Here is a 19,824-nt window from a genome sequence, read left to right on the forward strand (position 1 = left end):
CGGCTGTCATTCCTCGTCCTCGGCATGCAGATTGAGCTTGCCTTCCCCCCATAGAGTAAGTCCAGTGGCCGCGATCTGCCGACGGGCTTTGTCAACCTCGGCGGGAGGAGGCTCGTCACTCCGAGAAAGTTCGGCCTCTACCATTCGACGAGAACGCGAACTCATGCACGAGAGAATGGCCTCTTTGGTTTCTTCGTCGACACCGCCAAGGGCCAGGATGACAACCTCTGTTCCCGTCGCGTCCAGGAGAACCATGCGATCCCGCTTGGACAAGGTAACGACGTCTTCGAAGCTAAACAGAAGGTTCCGAAGCTTTTCAGCATCCTTCGGCTGCTTCACGACCAACATTTCGAGCAACTCATCGGCATGACCCTTGCTCATTCGGTTGACGATATCGGCAAGAACCGTGTGACTGCTGGCTTGGTCAGGACGATCGGAGGTGGCAAGATAGGAATGACGAAGGTGGTTCTCCAGCAGCCGTTGTACGGGCCGAGAAAGCGACTTCAGAGACAAAACCCGCCGCATTACCTCATTGCGGAACGCCGGCTCGAATTCTTGGGCGATCATCGCCGCGGTCTCTGCCCTGATCTTCGACAACAGGACGGCGACAACATGAGGGTGTTCCCTCGCCAGTTTCGGCGCCAGCATCTCGTGCTGCAGATTCGCCACTGCGTCCCAAACACTACGCGTCTCGCGATCGGGTTCTTTCCCCGAACCGTCGAAGTCGTCGACCGAGAAGATGGACTCGAACTCCTCCGCCGACAGCGCGTTCTGGAGAAGTTCTGTCATTTGCTCGCCCGGACCATTTAAACCCGGCGATTTCTTGAAGGCCTCTTGGAAGTGATCGACCAATTCGTCGATTTGGTCCGGTGTAATCGAAGCCAGACCAGCCGCACTTTCCTTTAACAGTTTGATCTCGTCGGTCGTGAAGTGCTTCAAAACCCGGGAGGCCCCAGCGCTGCCCAAGGCAATCAACACGATAGCCGCACGAGCGCGGCTACTCGCTGGCAGCTCCGAGTTTTCGTCCTGATAGGTGGCAACCATCGACATCGTGGATCAAGCGGCCCGCGGTTTTTTCGACGGAAGGCGAGCACCTGGCTTCGCAACTTCGGTCAAGGTCACTCCGAAACGCTGGTCCTCGTTGTCGAGTACGACAATCTCACCGCGAGCTACAACGCGACCGTTCACGATCACATCAACCGGATCGCCGACTTTCGTATCGAGTTTAACGATTGCGCCACGGCCAAGATTAAGGATGTCGGCGACGGTCATCGTTGTTGAACCGAGAACGACATGCATCGTCACCGGTACGTCCATGACAAGATCAAGATCGAGCCGATCATCCTGGCCCGTCGGCCCTACTGCTGAGTCTTCATTCTCGGTTGCAGTATCGTTGTCTTCAGTCATGGTGCGATCCATCTTACGCTTTGACGGGCCGCTTCATGCGGCGCGAATTCGCCTAGCCCAACCCATCAACGGGTTAGCGGGCCAGACTGGCGTGAAGCCTGTGTATCGTCGTTTCAAGACCTTCTGCATCCGAGGCCGCCGAGACTGCACGATCATGACAAGATTCACACCGGGCCCTGTTATGGTCTGCCCTTGAAATCAGCAATTCGAGGCGGTGGATCGTCTCTTTCGCTTCGACAACTTGCGCCTCCAGCGAGCGCAGTGTCTGGACACCCTCATGTTTCAGCACGACGACGGCATCCGCGGCTCTCGTGATAGCGTGATTGGCTTCTGTCAGCGCGGCGCCGAGGCCGCTTTCCGATGCCCGCAATGCTCGGAGCTCCTGATACATGCGGCCGCTTCTAAGTGCGGTGACGACGAGCGCCACCATTAGCACGATGTCAGTCAGAAAGGATGTCATCGATAAACTCCTCGGCAGGGTCCACCCGCTCTTCTATCCGCAGGACGTAGTCTACCCCTGAACGCCCCATCCGGGCGCGCAAGAGGGCCCTACCCTCACATTCCACAGCGATTAGGCTGGCGGCGTTGATTTCCAATTCGATCGTTTCTCCCACTTTGAATCCCGCAATCCTTCTCAGCGGAATCTTCTTCTTAGCGAGAACCGCGTCCAGACGAAGATCGCTTTGGGCGAAGCTGGCCTTGATGCCTGCGGACCAATTTTCGTCGCGATCGAGTTTGACGACGTCAGGCAGTTCGCGGAGGAAGCGTCGGTGTGGAGCGAAGAAGCTGCTCGGCAGCCCAAAGGTGATGGTCGTCGTAAGAGTGCCAACGCGCAACTCGAACCGGAACAGGACAAACCGGTCGCCGGGGTCGCCAAGCTGCTCGGCAAGTTCGGACGGATCGATCAGATTGCTCGCCGAAAGGCGGAATTCGGCAATATCATTGAAGACCGGGTCGGCAGCTTCCGCAATCGTCGTTAAGGCCAGTTTGACAACGCCGCGGTCGAGGTCAGTCGGTTTTCGGGGCTGATCATCCGAGGTCGAAGGCTCTGCCGCGAAGAGGGCGGCGATCAGGGCTTCGACACCGGAATTGTTGAGAGTGACGTAGCCGGGGTGCCGAAAGCGCGAGGAGCTCAATACCGCATAGAGCGAATTGCTTGCGGTATCGGCATCCAAGTCAGGTGCGAAGTCTGCTTCGATATCGTGCAAGGTGAAATCGAAAGAAGTACCCGCGAGCGCCGTCATCCGAGCGGTGGCCGCGGTTGCCCATGCCTCGGCCAAGTGCCTGAGACGCGGCAGTTGTCCCGGTTCGAACTCGGCGGCAGCGCGAAGCCGGTCCCCTACGTCTTCAGCATCGGATAATAAACGGGGCTCACTCATGGACTACGCCGCCGATCCGCCGCCGATGGTTTCATTTTCGACCTGGTCGATGGTCGGACGGTCATATGAAGAGATCGTTTTGCGTCCATATTCGAGGGCTACCTGCGGCATCGCTCCGTTCATATAGGCGATAAGCGTCGATTTCACGATGGTGAACATCCGACACTTCTTGTCGCGCACCCCTTTTACCTTGTTGGCGATCGGGCCGACCACACCGTAGGAAAAGAAGATGCCGGCAAAGGTTCCGACCAATGCCGCGCCAATCAGGCCGCCGAGAATTTCAGGGGACTGGTCCAGAGCGCCCATGGCCTTGATCACGCCCAAGACAGCGGCGACGATCCCGAGCGCGGGTAGTCCGTCCGCCATGTCCTGCAGCGCGTGCTTGGGCTTCATCTCATCGTAGGTGATGGTCTGGATTTCCTCCTCCATCAACGATTCGATCTCGTGCGGCCGGGCATTGCCGATGATGATCAGCCGGCAATAGTCGCAAATGAAGCTGGTCATGGGATCGTCTTTCAGGACATCCGGATAGGCTTGGAAAATCGTCGATTCCTTCGGATCGTCAATGTGCGCCTCGACCTCGCTGCGCGATTTCGAGCGCATCTCGCGCATCAGCTGATGCAAGAGCCCGAGGACGTTCAAATAGTCATTCGGCTTCGGAACCTTGTTCTTGAAAGCCTCCATGACCGCCTTGCCGGTATCCTTCACGACCTTGGTCGGATTGGCGACGAGGAAGGTCCCGATCGATGAGCCCAGAATGATGACGTATTCGAATGGCTGGACGAGAACCATCAATTTTCCGCCCATCGCGACGAAGCCACCGAACAGGGCTCCAAACGTCACGACCAGCCCAAGCAGAATACCCATGCGGGCCCCCGATTTCTTAATTTTCGAGTGTCACCGGTAGGTAGGCCCGCTTGTGCGAGCCTTGCCGAAGGGTCTGCGCGGTCGCGAAAACCCGTTCGGTTCTGCCGAACAGGCTGGCGCAAGCAAGCTGCCCGATTTTCGAACCACTTGAAATAAGTTTACCGGAGGACGCGACCATGCTGGGCGCAACGACCAGTTTCGAACTCATACGTCGCGACCTTCCGGCCGCTCTCGATCGCACGGCGAAGCAACCGACGGTCGAACGCGCTACCGAACGCTATCTGGAGGCCATCTCCTCGATCAAGACGGTCGAGGACTTCCTCTCCAACGATCGCGTCTACAATTATGCCATGAAGGCCTTTGGGCTCGAAGACATGACCTACGCCAAGGCGTTCATGCGAAAGGTCCTGGTCGAAGGCATCGACGACAAGGAGAGCTTTGCCAACAAGCTGACCGACAATCGCTACAAGGACTTCGCCGAAACCTTCAATTTCGCGCGCTACGACAAGACCGCCATGGCCTTCGACCGAGCCCAGCAGGGCGTCGTCGACAAATATGTTCGCCAGACGCTTGAGGAAGACACCGGAACCCAGAGCGAAGGCGCGCGGCTCGCTCTGTATTTCGAACGCGCCGCCCCGACGATCACCACGACGTTTTCCATCCTCGCCGACAGCGCTTTGATGAAGGTCGTCCAGGTCGCCTTCGGCATTCCCCCCGAGATCGGCGCGCTCGATATCGACAAACAGGCGGCGATCTATGAACAGCGGCTGGACATCGAGGATTTGAAGGATCCCGAGAAACTGCAGAAGCTGCTGACGCGCTTCACCGCGATCTACGACACGACAGAAACCTCGGCACAAGCGACCAATCCTGCCCTTGCGCTATTCGGATCGCCGAGCGCCGGCATCGACGGCAACCTGCTGCTCACACTCCAGTCGTACCGCAGCGGAGGCTTCTGACCTTGCAGACCGCACTTCCCGTAGCCCTGTCCGCGCAACTCGCCCTCGAGAAGCGGCTGGACACGATCGCGCACAATGTCGCCAATGCCCGCACCGCCGGCTTTCGGGCCGAAGAAATCAAGTTCGAGGCGCTGATCTCCCGGGCCGGACCGGACCCTGTCGCCTTCGCCTCCGAGGGCACGACGTATCTGTCGACCCGTGCAGGGGAAATGACCCAAACCGGCAATACGCTCGACATGGCGGTCTCCGGCGATGCGTTCTTCGCCATCCAGGGCCCCAACGGCCCGGTCTATACGCGCGACGGACGAATGCGGATCAGCGCCGAAGGGACGGTCGAAACACTCAACGGCTACCCGATCCTCGACGTTGGTGCCGCACCGTTACAGGTCGATCCGAACGCCGGACCGATCGCGATCGCGCGCGATGGCATGATCACGCAGAACGGCGGCCAGATCGGCGCGGTCGGGCTGTTCGCCATGCCGCGGAACGCCAACCTGACGCGGTTCGAGAACTCCGGCGTCATCCCTGACCAGGCCGCGGTTCCCCTTGTCGACTTCGGCGATGTCGGCGTCATGCAGGGCTTCGTCGAAGGCTCCAACGTCAATCCGGTCCTGGAGATCAGTCGCCTCATCGCCCTGCAGCGCGCTTTCGAAAGTGCCTCCAATCTCGTCCAGACCTCCGAGCGCACGCTCGACGATGCGGTCAAGAATCTCGGTAACATGTCGTGACGGCATTCGCGGAAAGCAGCTACAAGATCCCGCCACTCGAGGAGGAGCGCCTCGCGATCTCGGGACACATCGTCGACGTGTCGCCCCAGGCCTTCAAGGTGGCGGGTCTGTCGCCCTTCGTGCGACTCGGCGACTGCGTCGCCTGTCCCGGCCCGAACGGCGAGGAAATCGGCGAGGTAGTCCGCATCGAGGCGGACAGCCTGACCATCAAGCCCTTCGGCAGCCGCTTCAACCGTGGAGTCAAGGCGCCCGCAAGGCGGATCGGTCCGCTGACGGTCGCGCCGTCGGAGCGCTGGAAGGGGCGGGTCGTGAACGCGTTCGGCATGCCCTGCGACGGGGCGGGGCCGCTGGCCGCCGGCGACGAGGATCGCCTGGCCGATGCCGCGCCGCCACCGGCGCTGCGACGCGGCCGTGTCGGCGGCTCGGTGCCAACCGGGGTGCATGCGATTGATATCTTTACCCCGCTGGTCAAAGGGCAGCGCATCGGCATCTTCGCCGGCTCCGGCGTCGGCAAGTCGACGCTGATGGGTATGCTGGCGCGCGCGCAAGGCTTCGACACCGTGGTCGTCGCTCTCGTCGGCGAGCGCGGCCGCGAAGTGCGCGAATTTCTCGAAGAGACGATGGGCGGCGACTTGCAAAAGCTCGTCACTGTGGTCGCGACGGGAGACGAGAGCCCGATGATGCGGCGGCTCGCGCCACGCACAGCGACATCGGTCGCCGAGTATTTTCGTGACCGTGGCGAAAACGTCCTGCTCATCGTCGATAGCGTAACCCGCCTCGCCCATGCCGCCCGCGACGTGGCGCTCGCGGCCGGCGAACCACCGGTCGCGCGCGGCTATCCGCCCAGCGTCTTTTCCGAGTTGCCGCGGCTTCTCGAGCGCGCCGGCCCCGGCCTCGATGGCTCCGGGACGATCACCGGCATTTTCTCCGTTCTGGTCGACGGCGACGATCACAATGATCCGATCGCCGACGCCATCCGGGGCACGCTCGACGGCCATATCGTTCTCGACAGGGCGATCGCCGAGCAGGGCCGGTTTCCAGCGGTGGACGTGCTGAAATCGATCTCGCGCCTCGCCGACCGGGTCTGGGACGAGCAGCAGCGCGAGCTCGTCACGCGCCTGCGCAGCATGATCTCGCGATACGAGGACACGCGCGATCTGCGTTTGCTCGGGGGCTATCAGCGCGGCAACGACGAGACCCTGGATCAGGCCGTCGACCTCGTTCCGCATGTTTACGACTATATGATCCAGCACCCCGGAGCCGTCACGAACGTCGAGCCCTTTGCCGAGCTCAGCGCACGGCTGAAGAAGAGCTTTGCCGCCGCGCGGGGGCCGGCCAAGGCGTGACGTTCAGTCGCAACTGAACAATTTCTTCTGTTCAGTCTTGACTGAACGACGGGCCACTCGTATTTGCGATCGATGAATATCGCTATCGATCAAGATCTGGTCTGCGCCTGCCCGCAGGACCTTTGCCGCGCCCGCTTCATCGACCGGATGGGCGATCACCTGGAAGCGGAGGGCATGCCGCGCATCGCCGGACGGCTATTCGGGCTGATGATCCTGGAGCCGGGCGTTGTCAGCTTCAGCGACCTTGCGGCGCGACTTTGCGTTAGCCGGGCCTCAATCTCGACCAATGCCCGCCTGCTCGAAAGCCAGGGGCTCATCGTCAAGGTTCAGGTCGAGGGGGAGCGGCAGGATTTCTTCCGTCTCGCCGACCGGCCCTACGTCAACATGATTCGCGGCGTGGCCCACCGGATGGAAGAGACGCAAGCCAGCATCATCACGGCGGAGACGGACCTGTCGCCCGACGCGACCGACGAGCGCCAGCGCCTCGAGCAGGCCCGCGCGTTTTTCGAAACCGCTGTCGCCTCGCTCAATGACCTCGCGGCCAAGCTGTGCCAGCTCGATGAAGAAGGGCGGGGCAAGCAATGAATCCGCACGAGCACACAGGTCCCTCCCCCGTCGCTGAATCGGAGCCGGCGCCGAAGGAGCGCAAGTCACGCGCCGGCTGGCTGGCGGCTTTATTTGTCCTCGCCCTCGTCGGCTGGATGGGCTCGGGCTATTATTATCCCGACCAGGATCAAGCTGTCGAAGCGACGAAATCCAAGACCCGCGAACCCTTCAAGGTCGAGGCATTCGCCTCCCGCGCCAAGCCGGTGGTGGAGTTCGTCGCAGCGGAGGGTCAGGTTCTACCTGACCGCACGACGCCGGTTCGCGCTAAAGTGGGCGGCACGGTCGAGGCCATCGCCGTCAAGAAAGGCGACTTTCTCGAGGAAGGCGCGCTGATCGCCAAGATCGCCCTCGCCGACCGCGAGGCGCAGCGCATACAGGCCGAGGCCGAACTTGCCCGCCGCCAGGGCGAATTCGACCGCGTGTCGGGGTTGGCCAATCGCGGCTATACGACGGCGGCCCAGGTGGAAGAAGCGCAGGCCGAGTTGGCCAAGGCGCGAGCGTCGCTGGCCGCGATCGAAAAGACCACCGGCGACACCGAGATCCGCGCACCGATCACCGGCACCCTCGACCGGTTCGATCTGGATCTCGGCGAGTTCGTTGCCGCGAGCGCGGAGGTCGGCATCCAGATCGACAACGATCCGCTGACTGTCGATGTCGAGATCGCCCAGCAAAATGTCGCGCGCGTGCGTACCGGACAGTCCGCCTCGGTGACCTTCATTACCGGGGAAACCCGTCAGGGCACCGTCCGCTATATCGCTGCGAACGCCAGTTCCGCTACCCGAACCTTCCCGGTCGAGATCACCGTGCCCAATCCCAAACGCGACATTCCCGCCGGTATCTCGGCGCAGGTGCGCATTCCCGTCGGGGAGGTCCCCGCGCATTTCCTGTCCGCGGCCGTTCTGGCACTCGGGTCGGACGGCACGCTCGGCGTCAAGGCCGTCAATGCCGAGAACAAGGTCACCTTCCACCCGATCGAACTCGTTCGCGCGGAAACGACCGGGCTATGGGTCGCCGGACTTCCCGAGACTCTGCGGATCATTACCGTCGGCCAGGGTTTTGTTTCCGAAGGTGAAGACGTCCGCGTGATCGAGGCAAACCCCGGTGACGCGCGCGGTGAGCCGTCGAATCCGGCGATCACGCCTCCCGAAGCCGAGCCTGTGGCGGCGGGCGACGGCATTCTGGACAATGTGCCGACAGCCGAGGGTCCGGAGACAGCGACTGGAAGCGTGCGCACGGCCACTTCTCCTTCGACGCAAAACACAGTTGAGACAGCGGCACTGACCGAGCCGTCCGATCCGAGCGACCCAAAAGCCAAGAGCCCCGGCGAAGAACCGTCGATCCAGCTCTTGCAAAGACGGCTTCGCAGCTTGGGCTACGAACCGGGACCGATCGACGGCCTGCTGGGGGACGCGACCCGCGAGGCGATCAAGAAGTTCCAGCGCGACAATGATCTCGACGTCACCGGCGAGATCACGGCGACACTGGCGAACGCCCTGTTTGCGACGGACACGGCCGGGGGGCGCTGATGAACGCCCTCATCGAAGCGGGCTTCGACCGCTCGCGCACCGTTCTGCTCATCCTCGCACTGATCCTCGTCGCCGGCGTTATCGGCTACCAGGCCATTCCGAAGGAATCCTCGCCCGACATCCCGATCCCGGTGATGTACGTGACTGCGACCTTGGAGGGCATCTCGCCGGAGGACAGCGAGCGGCTTCTGGTCAGGCCCCTGGAGACTGAGCTGTCGTCACTGTCGGGCCTCGACGAAATGGAATCCCACGCCGCGGAAGGCTACGCTTCCGTGCAGCTGAAATTCGAGGCGGGCTTCGACGCGGACGAAGCCCTGACCGACGTCAAGGACGCCGTCGATCGGGCGAAGCCGAACCTTCCCGCCGAGGTCGATGAGCCGAAGGTCAACGAGGTCAACACCTCGCTTTTTCCGATCCTGACCGTGGTTCTGTCCGGACCGATCCCCGAGCGCTCGCTGGTCAATATCGCCAATGCCCTCAGCGACGACCTCGAAGCGCTGTCGGGCGTCCTCGAAGTCGATATCGGCGGCGACCGCGACGAGCTGATGGAAGTGCTTATCGAGCCGACGGTCTTCGAGACCTACAATCTGTCCTTCGACGAGTTGGTCAGCCAAATCAGCCGCAACAACCGCCTGATCGCGGCCGGAGCCCTCGACACCGGCGCAGGCCGGATCGTCCTCAAGGTGCCCGGTCTGATCGAGGACATTCGCGACGTCCTGGACATGCCGGTCAAGGTCGACGGCTCCACCGTGCTGACCTTCAAGGATGTCGCCATCGCGCGGCGGACCTTCGAGGATCCCGACGGCTTCGCGCGGATCGACGGCGAACCTTCGCTCGCGCTCGAAATCAAGAAGCGGTCCGGAGCCAACATCATCGAAACGGTCGACGCCGTCCGCGCGGTCGTCGACCGGCACAAGGCGACTTGGCCGGACACGGTCGGCGTCGAGTATCTGCAGGACGAGTCCGCGCAGGTGAAAACGATGCTCGGCGATCTCGAGAACAACGTTATCTCGGCGATCATTCTCGTCATGATCGTGATTGTGGCGACGCTGGGCCTTCGCAGCTCCATTCTCGTCGGGCTGTCGATTCCCGGCTCGTTCCTTGCCGGGATCACGATCCTGTGGGCGTTCGGCTTCACGATGAACATCGTCGTCCTGTTTTCGTTGATCCTGGTGGTCGGCATGCTCGTCGATGGCGCGATCGTGACGACGGAACTTGCCGACCGCAGGCTTCTGGAAGGAGCCTCGCCGCGCGATGCCTATCGACATGCGGCGCAACGGATGGCGTGGCCGATCATCGCCTCGACCGTAACGACCCTCGTCGTGTTCACGCCGCTGCTGTTTTGGCCGGGACTTGTCGGCGAGTTCATGAAGTTCCTTCCGCTCACCGTGCTGATCACGCTGACGGCGTCGCTGTTCATGGCGCTTGTGTTCATTCCGGTTCTCGGCGGGCTGATCGGCAAGGCGCAGCCGATGCCGGCAAAGCAGCGGCGCGCATTGGAGGCGGCGGAGAACGGCGACCTGTCGCTCATCGGCGGGCTCACCGGCGTCTATCTGCGCATCCTGCGGAGCGCCGTCAAAGGTCCATTCGCCACCTTGGTCATCGCTTTGTCGCTGCTCGTCGGCGCGATTTACGGCTTTTCCCAATACGGCAAGGGCGTCGAATTCTTCCCCGCGATCGAGCCGGAATTCGCGCAGGTCCAGATCCGCGCCCGGGACAATTTCTCGATTTTCGAAAAGGACGCGCTCGTGCGCCGGGTCGAGGAGCGCCTGCTTGGCATGGACGAGGTCGAGACCGTCTATGCCCGCACACTTGGCGAAAGCGGCTCGCGTCAGCTCGGAGCCGACGTCATCGGCACGATACAGCTGGAACTGGATGAATGGGACACCCGGCGCAAGGCGGTGCTGATCTTCGACGACATTCGAGCGCGCGTGGCCGACATTCCCGGCATCACCATCCAGGTTCAGCAGGAGCAGAACGGGCCGGCCGGTGGCAAGCCGATCAACGTCAAGCTGCGCGGATCCGATCTGAATTCCCTGGCCAACGGCGTCGTCACCCTCAGGGGCCTGATGGAGGACATCGGCGGATTCGAGAACGTCACCGATACGCGTTCGCCGCCGGGCGTCGAATGGCAGTTGCAGGTGAACCGCGAGGAAGCCGCGCGCTACGGCGCCGACGTGTCGCTTCTCGGCCAGGCGGTGCGGCTTCTGACCGCCGGCATCGAGGTCTCGGACTACAGGCCCGACGATGCGGGCGGCGACGGCGAAGTGCCGATCCGCGTCCGCTTTCCGGCCGGCGACCGGACCCTGGAACGGCTGGAGGGGCTGCGTATTCCGACGGCGCGCGGGCTGGTGCCGATCCGCAATTTCGTCTCCTTCCAGCCGGCGCCGAAGGTCGGCACGATCATCCGGATCGACCAACGCCGCGTCATGGCGGTGGAAGCGGATGTCGCGAAGGGCGTTCTTGCCAACGACCAGATCGTCAAACTGCGTGCCGCGCTCGACAGGGCCGAGCTTCCCCCCGGGGTCGACTACAGTTTCGGCGGCGAGGCCAAGGATCAGGCCGAAGCGGCCACTTTCCTCACGGGAGCGGCCTCGGCGGCGATCTTCCTGATGTTCGTCGTCCTGGTCACCCAGTTCAACTCGATCTACCAGGCGTTCCTGGTGATGAGCGCGATCGTGTTCTCGACGGCGGGCGTCTTCTACGGCCTGCTGATCACTGGCCGGCCCTTTGGCATCGTCATGGGCGGCATCGGCGTGATCGCGCTCGCCGGCATCGTCGTCAATAACAACATCGTCCTGATCGACACCTACAACGTCTTGCGCAGATCGGGTCAGCCGCCGCTGGAGGCGATCCTGCGCACTGGCGCGCAACGCCTGCGCCCGGTGTTTCTCACCTCGGTCACCACCGTTCTCGGGCTCGTGCCGATGGTTGTCGGCGCCAATATCGACTTCATCCGCCGCGAGATCCAGTTCGGTGCCCCCTCCACGCAATGGTGGACGGAACTGTCGAGCGCCATCGCCGGCGGCCTCACCTTCGCGACCATCCTCACGCTGGTGCTGACGCCCGCCCTTTTGATGCTCGGCGAAAGCATTGCCGCGTGGGTAAAGCGGCGGCGCGGCCTCAATGCGCCGAGCCCGCTGCGCGGTGATCCGCTCGCAGGCCCCGGATCTTTCGAGCCGCGACCGAACGCCACGGTTCCGGCGGAGTGATCAGTAGAGCCAGCGCACCATCACCAGCGTGATCGTCGGAAACATCGTCAGGATGATCGTCCTGACGATGTCGGCGGCGACGAAGGGCGCAGCCCCCTGAAACGTCCGGATCATCGGCACGTCCTTGGCCATCGAATTGATGACGAACAGATTGAGCCCGACGGGCGGCGTGATCAGCCCCACCTCGACGACGATCAGGATGAGGATGCCGAACCAGATGGCGAATTCGTCCGGCGGCAGGCCGAAGTCGAGACCAGTGACGATCGGGAAGAAGATCGGCACGGTGAGGAGGATCATCGACAGCGAATCCATGACGCAGCCGAAAACCAGATAGGTCAAAAGGATGATCGTCATCACCAGCCAGGGCGAGAGGCCCTGTCCCACCACCCAGGCAGCCGATTCCTGCGGCAACTGGCTGAGGGCGAGGAACGAATTGTAGACGCCGGCACCCAGAATGATGAAAAAAATCATCGCAGTAGAGACGGCTGTTTCCACAAAACTTTCAGATAAGGCTTGCCGCGTCAGGCCGCCATTGAGGAAGGCGATGAGGCCGGTTCCGGCCGCACCGACCGCCGCGCCCTCGGTCGGCGTGAACCAGCCGAAATAGATGCCGAAGACGACCAGTAAAAAGACGATGAGCACCGGCCAGACGTCCCGGGTCAGGCGCAGCCGCTCACCCCAGGACGCCTTCGCTCGCGTGCCGCCGGAATTGGGCTTCAGCCGGACATAGATCGCGATGGTGAACATGTAGCCGAGCATCGCCAGCAAGCCGGGGATGAAGGCCGCCAGAAACAGCTTGGCGATATTCTGCTCGGTCAGGATCGCATAGATCACCAGAATGACCGAGGGCGGGATCAGGATGCCGAGGGTGCCGCCGGCGGCGAGCGTCCCGGTGGCCAGGCCGCCATCGTAGCCGTAGCGCTTGAGTTCGGGTAGCGCGACCTTGCCCATGGTCGCAGCCGTCGCGATCGATGAGCCGCAGATCGCGCCGAACCCGGCGCATGCGCCGATCGCCGCCATGGCGACGCCGCCCTTGCGATGACCCAGCCAGGCATTGGCGGCGCCGAACAGCGATTGCGACATGCCGCCCTTGGCGGCGAACTGGCCCATCAGCAGGAACAGCGGAATGATCGACAGCGAGTAGCTCGAAAAAGTGGTGAAGGTCAGCGATTTCAGCTGCGCCAGGATCGGCGTCGGCCGGCCGAGGACGAGCCAGTTGCCGACGAAGCCGCAGACCAGCATGGCCAGCCCGATCGGCATCCGCAGGAAGATGAGCACCAGAAGAACCGGGAAGGACAGCAGCGCGAGTTCGAGATTGGACAAGGGGTTACGCTCGGGACTTCGGGAGAAGAATCAAGCATGCGCGCGCCGAGCGCCACACGGTCACGAGGCAAGCGAGCAAGAAGACCGCGGCGCCGACAAGCGAGAGCGCATAGCCCCACCAGACCGGAATCGCCAGAATAAAGCTCTCCTCTCCGGTCCCCATCTTGTCCTGAAGCCCTGCCAGAAGTCGCCAGAGAATGATGGAGGACGCGACCGTCATCAGCGCATTGCCCGCGAGATTGGTGATCGCGACGCCGCGCCGCCCCATCGCTCCGGCGAAGAGATCCACCGTCACGTGGCCGCGCTTCAGCTGGCACAGCGGCAGGAAGAGGAACACCGCGACGCCGGAGGCGATCTCGACCATTTCGAAATCGCCGGGCACGGGTCCGAAGCCGAAACCGAGAGTGAGAAGCGCTCGCCCCGCGATCGAAACGCAGGTCAAAACGATGATGAAGACGAGGCAGAAGCCGCCGGCATAGGCGAGCAGCGTCGCCGCCGCGTCGACGCCGCGGCCAAGGGGGCCGGACCCGTCGTCAAATCCTGCGGCATCGCTCAAAACCGGTTCACCATTGCATGCGGGATAAATCGTCCAGGCGAGGCGCGGCGGCGCATACTCTGTCGCACCGCCGACCCAATGGTCCTATTTCTTTTCGGGCTCAGCGGCAGTATCCGGCTCAGCGGCCGCCGGGGTGGCCGTAGCCGCGCCCGCGCCCGCCGCACCTTCTCCGGTGTATTGGTCGATCAGCGCCTCGGCGTCGTCGAGAAGCTGCTGACGCCCCTCCCCTTGCGCCACCCACTCCGCGATAACCGCCTGCGAGGCGTCCTTGAAGCGCGCGGTCTCGGCCTCGTCGAGGGTAACGACGGTATTGCCGGCATCGCGCGCCTTTGCCTCGCCAACCTTATCGCTGGCCTGCATCGCCTTGCCGGCCATTTCCGCCAACTTCATCCCGGAATTGTCGTCGATGATGGCCTTCAAATCGTCGGGCAGGTTTTCGTAGCTGTCCTTGTTCATGACGATGGCGAAGGTCTGGGTGTACATGCCGTTGTCGCCGGAAAAGCCGGTGTGGTTTTTCACCAGTTCGGCGATCCGCAACGGCAGCGTCACCTCCCAGGGGATCGTCGCGCCGTCGATCACGCCCTTGGAGAGCGATTCAGGAACCGCGGGCACCGGCATGCCGACCGGCGTCGCGCCGAGTTTTTCCAGAAGCTGGTTGATGATCCGCGAGCCTCCGCGAATCTTCATGCTGTTCAGGTCCTCCAGCTTGTTGATCGTCTCCTTGGTGTGAAACAGCCCCGGCCCATGGGTATGAACGGCGAGAAGGTGGACGTCCTCGAATTCGTCCATCGCGTTCTTTTCCACGAACGCTTGGAACGCCTTCGAGGTCGAGACCGCATCGGTCATGATGAAGGGCAGTTCGAAGGTCTCGGACTTCGGAAAGCGGCCCGGCGTATAGCCCAGCACCGTCCAGATGACGTCGGCGACGCCGTCCCGCGCTTGATCGAAGAGTTCGGGCGGCGAGCCGCCGAGCTGCATCGAGGGATAGAACTCGACCTTGATTCGCCCGTCGGATTCTGCCTCTACCTTTTCGGCCCACGGCTTCAGCACCTTGTCCGGAATGGTCGCCTGCGCCGGCAGGAACTGATGCACCCGCAGGGTCACCTCTTGCGCGAGCGTGGCACCCATCATGGCGGCAAGCGCGGCACCCGCGAGCGACAGCCTGGTCAATGGTTTCAGCATGCGATCCTCCCAGGTCGGGCCTTGGGACCCCAACCAATTCCTGCGGCGGACATAGCAGCCGTAAGGTCGGCACTCGTCAACCCCGACCGAGAGGTCGTGCGGCGCTGACCGTGCCCTTGAGCTTTCAAAGCGCATTGCCCGCACGCCATGAAAAAAGGCCGGAGCAACGCCCCGGCCTTCGTTAAATAAAGGGAGCTGCTGCGCCCTTACTGCAAGTCCTTCATCTTGTCGGTCACGACGCTCGACCAGGCGCCTTCCGGTTGCTTGGTGATGACCGGGTCCGAGCCGCCGCCCATCAGCACCTCGACCGTCGTGTCGGCGGAGGCGGTGTCGAGCGTGCCGTCCGAGCCGTCGACCAGCTTGTTGATCTCGCCGACCATGCGCTTCTGGTGCTCTTCGGTCTGGGCGCCGGTCATGTCGTTGTCGAGCACGATCCCCGCCGCTTCGTCAGTGTTCTCGGCGGCGTATTCCCAGCCCTTCATCGAGGCTTTGACGAAACGCGCGAGCTTGTCGACCATCGCCGGATCGTTCAGCGATTCCTCGAGCACGTAGAGTCCATCCTCCAGTGTCGCGACGCCCTGGTCCTCGTATTTGAACACCGTCAGCTCGCCTTCCGGGATGCCGGCGTCGATCACCTGCCAATATTCGTTGTAGGTCATCGTTGAGATGCAGTCGGCCTGCTTCTGGATCAGCGGGTCGACGTTGAAGCCCTGCTTGATGACGGTGACGCCGTCCGCGCCGCCCTCGGTGGACAGGCCGAGCTTCGACATCCAGGACAGGAACGGATATTCGTTGCCGGAGAACCAGACGCCGAGGGTCTTGCCCTTGAAATCCTCCGGCTTTTCGATGCCGGTCTCCTTGCGGCAGGTCAGCTCCATGCCCGACTTCTTGAACGGCTGGGCGATATTGACGAGCGGCAGCCCCTTCTCGCGGGCCGCCAGCGCCGCCGGCATCCAGTCGACGATGACGTCGGCGCCGCCGCCGGCGATCACCTGCTCGGGCGCGATATCCGGGCCGCCGGGCTTGATCGTCACGTCGAGACCGGCCTCTTCGTAGAAGCCCTTTTCCTTGGCGACGTAATAGCCGGCGAACTGGCCCTGCGTCACCCATTTGAGCTGTAGCGTCAGCGCGTCCTGCGCCATCGTCGGTCCGGTGAAACCGAGACCCGCGAGCGCGACCACCGCGCCTGCCAGAAGCTTCCTCATCTGCTTTCTCCCTTTGTTGCTTATGTTGCCGCCTACCCCTTGCGGTAGGACGGATGCCAGAAGGTCGCGGCCCGCTCGGCGACGGAGAGCAGGCCGTAGGTCAGCGAGCCAGCGAGCGCGGCGACCGCGATCTCGGCCCAGACCATGTCGGTGTTCATGCGGCCGATCTCGGCCGAAATGCGAAAGCCCATGCCGACGATCGGCGTGCCGAAGAATTCCGCCACGATCGCGCCGATCAGCGCCAGCGTCGAGTTGATCTTCAGGGCATTGAAGATGAAAGGCAACGCCGCCGGCAGGCGCAGCTTGACGAGGCTCTGAGACGAACTCGCCCCGTAGGTGCGCATCAGGTCGCGCTCCATGGCGCCTGCGGCATTAAGGCCGGCGACGGTGTTCACCAGCATCGGGAAGAAGGTCATGATGACGACCACGGCGGCCTTCGACGGCCAGTCGAAGCCGAACCACATCACCATGATCGGCGCGACGCCGACGATCGGCAGCGCCGAGACCAGATTGCCGATCGGTAGCAGGCCGCGCTTGAGGAAGGGGGAGCGGTCGATCAGCACCGCGACGAGAAAGCCCGAACCACAGCCGAGCACATAGCCGGCGACCACCGCCTTCAAATAGGTCTGGGCGAAGTCCGCCCACAGGATCGACAAGGAATTCGCGATCCTGATGCCGATGCCCGACGGCGCCGGCAACAGCACGCTCGGCACGGCGAGCCCACGCACGATGAACTCCCACAGGAACAACAGCGTCACGCCGAATATCAGCGGAATGAGGATGCCGAGAACCGCACGCCCGGCGCGGCCCGCCGGCTCCAGCGCGGCGAGGTTGACGGTCAAGCGCCAGGAAAACAGCCAGAATGCCGCGATGACGGCGGCCAGCGTCAGCCCGCGCTGACCCGATTCCAGCAACGCCAGCGCGGCGAGTGCCGAGGCGCAGGAAAACACCGCCATCAGGGCTGCCGCGGCCGGCCCGGAACTGCCGAGGAGCCGTGCCCCGCTCACGACTGCACCCCCATACGCTTGAGCGAAATGCGCTCGCCGAGTCCCACCAGCCACACCAGGACGCCCGCCATCACCGCGGCGGCGACCAGCGCCGACCAGATCTGGATGGTCTGGCCGTAATAGGAGCCGGCCAGGAGCCGCGCGCCGAGGCCGGCGACCGCCCCCGTCGGCAATTCGCCAACGATGGCGCCGACCAGAGCGGCGGCGACGGCAACCTTCATCGATGTGAACAGGAACGGCATCGACGCCGGCCAGCGGAGCTTCGCCAATATCTGCGGCCGGCTCGCCGAATAGGTGTGCATCAGGTCGAGCAGCATCGCGTCGGGCGAGCGCAGCCCCTTCACCATGCCGACCGCGACCGGGAAGAACGACAGATAGGTGGAGATGATCGCCTTCGGCAAAAGGCCCTGAACGCCGACAGCATTGAGCACCACAATGATCATCGGCGCGATGGCGAGGATCGGGATCGTCTGCGAGGTGATGATCCACGGCATCAGGCTCTTGTCGAGCGTGCGCGAATGGAGGATGCCGACGGCGAGAGCCACGCCCAGCGCCGTGCCGATGACGAAGCCGAGGAGGGTCGAGGACAGCGTCACCCAGGCATGAAACAGCAGCGAGCGCGGCGAAGTCGGCTTGACGAGCACCGTCGACTTCCAGATTTCCGCGACGATCTGGTGCGGCGCCGGCAGGATCGGCCGCTCGGCGCTCCACGTCGCCGCAATCGTGTCGGCGATACCGTAGGCCTCGCCGGCACGAACCAGCTTGTCGGTCTCAGTCTGCCAGTTCATCCCGATCGCGGCGAGATACCAGATCGCCAGAATCGCCGCGATAACGGTGAGAATCGGCACGGTACGGCCCTCGGCCATGCGCTTTCCGATGCGCCGCAAGGGGCCTTGATAACCGATGCCGGCGCCTGGTTCGGCCAGCGGGGAGGGACTCATGGCTGCGGCTTCCGCTTATAGAACAGCCAGCGCCCGATCGTATTCGTATATTCCAAGCTCCGGCGCCACTTTGGGCGAACATAATCACTATGGTAATAGAGCGCACCACTTGTCGGGTCAGTCAAATTATCGTCAAGAGCTCTTATCGCAATTGATTTTGCCCGACCGTAGGCCGGAGAGCGGCGAGCATCGCTAATTTTTTGTGGGTTTTTTAAATTACTGGCCCACACAGAAAAAACTCCATCCTGTAATATAACATCATATATATTATTAGGAAAAGCACTATCTTCCCTTCGATTGAAAATCACTGAAGCAATAGCGATTATTTCGTTTTCCGTTCCTGCTAGACCGGCCTCTCCAGTCAACGTCAACGCAATAAAATCGTCTTCTGGTAGAGCTCTAACAAGTTCTTCAAATTCAGGAATATCCGATCTAAGCTCTCCGCTGTATTGAAAGCTGCCCTGTGGAAGCACTCCGGATTTAGACCATTTCAAAAACTCTTCCTGAGGAATATCTACGTTCGAATATTTCGAAAGTGCCCGAAGAGCGAATTTTCGAGCTTCCTCAGATTGCTCAGTATCATGTTTTCCGCTCAATATAGTTAGTGCGATATTCACGAGTTGAATATCTAATTCTTTATCTTTGTTGAAAAATCCGAAAGCACCTATCGCAATGGTTGCAACTGCGCCAATGAACGCTGACAATAGACCAATAGTAAATTCTCTATACACTGAAGATGCCTCAAGGCGCCCTTGGTTCTCAATCATAGCCATGCCCCGCCCTGAGGCCCTCGCGCACGCGGTGGGCGATTTCCAGAAACTCCGGCGTGTCGCGGATTTCCAGCGGCCGGTCGAGGCCGAGATCGCAGTCGATCACCTCGTGGATGCGGCCGGGCCGCGGGCTCATCACCACGATACGGGTCGACAGAAACACCGCCTCGGGGATCGAGTGGGTGACGAAGACGACGGTCTTTTTGGTCTTCGCCCAGAGTTTCAACAGCTCCTCGTTGAGATGGTCGCGAACGATCTCGTCGAGCGCGCCGAAGGGCTCGTCCATCAACAAGAGATCCGGGTCGAAGGACAAGGCCCGCGCGATCGAGGCGCGCTGCTGCATGCCGCCCGACAATTGCCACGGAAATTTCCCGCCGAAGCCGGACAGCCCGACAAGCTCGAGATTGCTCTCGATCCGCCGCTTCCGCTCGGCCTTGTCGAAGCCCATGATCTCCAGCGGTAGGGCGATGTTCTTTTCGATGGTGCGCCAGGGATAGAGCGCCGCCGCCTGGAACACATAGCCATAGGCGCGCGCCTGCCGGGCCTGATCCGGCGTCATGCCGTTGACCGAGATCGTGCCCCCGGTCGGCTGTTCCAGATCGGCGATGACCCTGAGCAGCGTGGTCTTGCCGCAGCCGGACGGGCCGATGAAGGAGACGAACTCGCCCTTGAAAATATCGAGGTCGATCGACGACAGGGCATGGACGGGCGTGTCAGCCGTCTCGAAGACGAGGTCGAGATTGCGGGCGGAGATGACCGCGCCCAGGCCCTGCCGTTCCGCGCTGTCATCCTTGATCGACTGATCCATTC

Annotated in this window: 19 protein-coding genes; 6 read left to right on the forward strand and 13 right to left on the reverse strand. The window is 62.4% G+C overall.

The genetic code is table 11. The features are described from left to right. Nucleotides 1-6: 6 nt before the first annotated feature. The 5 genes from VQ044_RS10600 to motA all read right to left on the reverse strand — a co-directional run bounded on the left by VQ044_RS10600 (nucleotide 7) and on the right by motA (nucleotide 3,653). Nucleotides 7-1,044: a FliG C-terminal domain-containing protein gene (locus tag VQ044_RS10600; RefSeq protein WP_327647129.1), complete on the reverse strand. Its 1,038-nt coding sequence runs from the start codon at nucleotides 1,042-1,044 to the stop codon at nucleotides 7-9. A gap of 12 nt (nucleotides 1,045-1,056) precedes the next feature. Continuing rightward, on the reverse strand, nucleotides 1,057-1,407 hold the full coding sequence (gene fliN, locus VQ044_RS10605) for a flagellar motor switch protein FliN (RefSeq protein ID WP_327623911.1): 351 nt from the start codon (nucleotides 1,405-1,407) through the stop codon (nucleotides 1,057-1,059). A gap of 73 nt (nucleotides 1,408-1,480) precedes the next feature. After that, nucleotides 1,481-1,867: a DUF6468 domain-containing protein gene (locus tag VQ044_RS10610; RefSeq protein WP_327623912.1), complete on the reverse strand. Its 387-nt coding sequence runs from the start codon at nucleotides 1,865-1,867 to the stop codon at nucleotides 1,481-1,483. Continuing rightward, on the reverse strand, nucleotides 1,848-2,786 hold the full coding sequence (locus VQ044_RS10615; RefSeq protein WP_327623913.1) for a FliM/FliN family flagellar motor switch protein: 939 nt from the start codon (nucleotides 2,784-2,786) through the stop codon (nucleotides 1,848-1,850). The genes VQ044_RS10610 and VQ044_RS10615 overlap by 20 nt, the downstream gene beginning before the upstream one ends. 3 nt (nucleotides 2,787-2,789) lie before the next feature. Next, a complete protein-coding gene (gene motA, locus VQ044_RS10620; RefSeq protein WP_327623914.1) occupies nucleotides 2,790-3,653 on the reverse strand; it encodes a flagellar motor stator protein MotA in 864 nt (287 codons plus the stop codon). A 176-nt stretch (nucleotides 3,654-3,829) separates the two neighbouring features. Here motA and VQ044_RS10625 point away from each other — a divergent pair, with 176 nt between their 5' ends. The 6 genes from VQ044_RS10625 (at nucleotide 3,830) to VQ044_RS10650 (ending at nucleotide 12,030) form a co-directional block, all read left to right on the forward strand. Further along, nucleotides 3,830-4,612, forward strand: a complete 783-nt coding sequence (locus VQ044_RS10625; RefSeq protein WP_327623915.1) for a DUF1217 domain-containing protein — start codon at nucleotides 3,830-3,832, stop codon at nucleotides 4,610-4,612. Between the two features lie 2 nt (nucleotides 4,613-4,614). Further along, on the forward strand, nucleotides 4,615-5,340 hold the full coding sequence (flgF, locus tag VQ044_RS10630; RefSeq protein ID WP_327623916.1) for a flagellar basal-body rod protein FlgF: 726 nt from the start codon (nucleotides 4,615-4,617) through the stop codon (nucleotides 5,338-5,340). Beyond that, the gene (fliI, locus tag VQ044_RS10635; RefSeq protein ID WP_327623917.1) at nucleotides 5,337-6,686 is read left to right on the forward strand and encodes a flagellar protein export ATPase FliI; all 1,350 of its coding nucleotides are present in this window, start codon (nucleotides 5,337-5,339) and stop codon (nucleotides 6,684-6,686) included. Before flgF ends, fliI begins: the two co-directional genes overlap by 4 nt. 72 nt (nucleotides 6,687-6,758) lie before the next feature. Continuing rightward, nucleotides 6,759-7,271: a GbsR/MarR family transcriptional regulator gene (locus VQ044_RS10640; protein WP_327647131.1), complete on the forward strand. Its 513-nt coding sequence runs from the start codon at nucleotides 6,759-6,761 to the stop codon at nucleotides 7,269-7,271. After that, nucleotides 7,268-8,818 (forward strand): efflux RND transporter periplasmic adaptor subunit, encoded by a 1,551-nt coding sequence (locus VQ044_RS10645; protein WP_327647132.1) that lies wholly within the window; start codon nucleotides 7,268-7,270, stop codon nucleotides 8,816-8,818. Before VQ044_RS10640 ends, VQ044_RS10645 begins: the two co-directional genes overlap by 4 nt. Further along, nucleotides 8,818-12,030, forward strand: a complete 3,213-nt coding sequence (locus tag VQ044_RS10650; RefSeq protein WP_327623920.1) for an efflux RND transporter permease subunit — start codon at nucleotides 8,818-8,820, stop codon at nucleotides 12,028-12,030. Before VQ044_RS10645 ends, VQ044_RS10650 begins: the two co-directional genes overlap by 1 nt. On the opposite strand, the gene VQ044_RS10655 is transcribed toward VQ044_RS10650, so the two are convergent. The 8 genes from VQ044_RS10655 to VQ044_RS10690 all read right to left on the reverse strand — a co-directional run bounded on the left by VQ044_RS10655 (nucleotide 12,031) and on the right by VQ044_RS10690 (nucleotide 19,822). Beyond that, the gene (locus VQ044_RS10655; protein ID WP_327623921.1) at nucleotides 12,031-13,353 is read right to left on the reverse strand and encodes a TRAP transporter large permease; all 1,323 of its coding nucleotides are present in this window, start codon (nucleotides 13,351-13,353) and stop codon (nucleotides 12,031-12,033) included. A gap of 4 nt (nucleotides 13,354-13,357) precedes the next feature. Beyond that, nucleotides 13,358-13,909, reverse strand: coding sequence for a TRAP transporter small permease (locus tag VQ044_RS10660; protein ID WP_327647134.1), 552 nt, complete (start codon nucleotides 13,907-13,909; stop codon nucleotides 13,358-13,360). A gap of 84 nt (nucleotides 13,910-13,993) precedes the next feature. Then, nucleotides 13,994-15,091, reverse strand: coding sequence for a TRAP transporter substrate-binding protein (locus VQ044_RS10665; protein ID WP_327647135.1), 1,098 nt, complete (start codon nucleotides 15,089-15,091; stop codon nucleotides 13,994-13,996). Between the two features lie 206 nt (nucleotides 15,092-15,297). Beyond that, the gene (locus tag VQ044_RS10670) at nucleotides 15,298-16,296 is read right to left on the reverse strand and encodes an ABC transporter substrate-binding protein (RefSeq protein ID WP_327647137.1); all 999 of its coding nucleotides are present in this window, start codon (nucleotides 16,294-16,296) and stop codon (nucleotides 15,298-15,300) included. A 32-nt stretch (nucleotides 16,297-16,328) separates the two neighbouring features. Beyond that, nucleotides 16,329-17,252: an ABC transporter permease gene (locus VQ044_RS10675; RefSeq protein ID WP_442872900.1), complete on the reverse strand. Its 924-nt coding sequence runs from the start codon at nucleotides 17,250-17,252 to the stop codon at nucleotides 16,329-16,331. Between the two features lie 47 nt (nucleotides 17,253-17,299). Further along, a complete protein-coding gene (locus VQ044_RS10680; protein WP_327647140.1) occupies nucleotides 17,300-18,244 on the reverse strand; it encodes an ABC transporter permease in 945 nt (314 codons plus the stop codon). Next, entirely contained in the window at nucleotides 18,241-19,017 is a 777-nt protein-coding gene (locus VQ044_RS10685; protein ID WP_327647142.1) for a cell wall hydrolase, read from the reverse strand. The genes VQ044_RS10680 and VQ044_RS10685 overlap by 4 nt, the downstream gene beginning before the upstream one ends. After that, a complete protein-coding gene (locus tag VQ044_RS10690) occupies nucleotides 19,004-19,822 on the reverse strand; it encodes an ABC transporter ATP-binding protein (RefSeq protein WP_327647143.1) in 819 nt (272 codons plus the stop codon). Before VQ044_RS10690 ends, VQ044_RS10685 begins: the two co-directional genes overlap by 14 nt. Nucleotides 19,823-19,824: the final 2 nt, after the last annotated feature.

The sequence above is a fragment of the Aurantimonas sp. C2-5-R2 genome, from assembly GCF_036549495.1.
Classification (GTDB): domain Bacteria; phylum Pseudomonadota; class Alphaproteobacteria; order Rhizobiales; family Rhizobiaceae; genus Aurantimonas; species Aurantimonas coralicida_A.

Coding starts and splice junctions, on each gene's coding strand:
- VQ044_RS10600 (WP_327647129.1), bottom strand. CDS start 1,044: ATGGTTGCCACCTATCAGGACGAAAACTCGGAGCTGCCAGCGAGTAGC.
- fliN (WP_327623911.1), bottom strand. CDS start 1,407: ATGACTGAAGACAACGATACTGCAACCGAGAATGAAGACTCAGCAGTA.
- VQ044_RS10610 (WP_327623912.1), bottom strand. CDS start 1,867: ATGACATCCTTTCTGACTGACATCGTGCTAATGGTGGCGCTCGTCGTC.
- VQ044_RS10615 (WP_327623913.1), bottom strand. CDS start 2,786: ATGAGTGAGCCCCGTTTATTATCCGATGCTGAAGACGTAGGGGACCGG.
- motA (WP_327623914.1), bottom strand. CDS start 3,653: ATGGGTATTCTGCTTGGGCTGGTCGTGACGTTTGGAGCCCTGTTCGGT.
- VQ044_RS10625 (WP_327623915.1), top strand. CDS start 3,830: ATGCTGGGCGCAACGACCAGTTTCGAACTCATACGTCGCGACCTTCCG.
- VQ044_RS10640 (WP_327647131.1), top strand. CDS start 6,759: ATGAATATCGCTATCGATCAAGATCTGGTCTGCGCCTGCCCGCAGGAC.
- VQ044_RS10645 (WP_327647132.1), top strand. CDS start 7,268: ATGAATCCGCACGAGCACACAGGTCCCTCCCCCGTCGCTGAATCGGAG.
- VQ044_RS10650 (WP_327623920.1), top strand. CDS start 8,818: ATGAACGCCCTCATCGAAGCGGGCTTCGACCGCTCGCGCACCGTTCTG.
- VQ044_RS10665 (WP_327647135.1), bottom strand. CDS start 15,091: ATGCTGAAACCATTGACCAGGCTGTCGCTCGCGGGTGCCGCGCTTGCC.
- VQ044_RS10670 (WP_327647137.1), bottom strand. CDS start 16,296: ATGAGGAAGCTTCTGGCAGGCGCGGTGGTCGCGCTCGCGGGTCTCGGT.
- VQ044_RS10675 (WP_442872900.1), bottom strand. CDS start 17,252: ATGGCGGTGTTTTCCTGCGCCTCGGCACTCGCCGCGCTGGCGTTGCTG.
- VQ044_RS10680 (WP_327647140.1), bottom strand. CDS start 18,244: ATGAGTCCCTCCCCGCTGGCCGAACCAGGCGCCGGCATCGGTTATCAA.
- VQ044_RS10685 (WP_327647142.1), bottom strand. CDS start 19,017: ATGGCTATGATTGAGAACCAAGGGCGCCTTGAGGCATCTTCAGTGTAT.
- VQ044_RS10690 (WP_327647143.1), bottom strand. CDS start 19,822: ATGGATCAGTCGATCAAGGATGACAGCGCGGAACGGCAGGGCCTGGGC.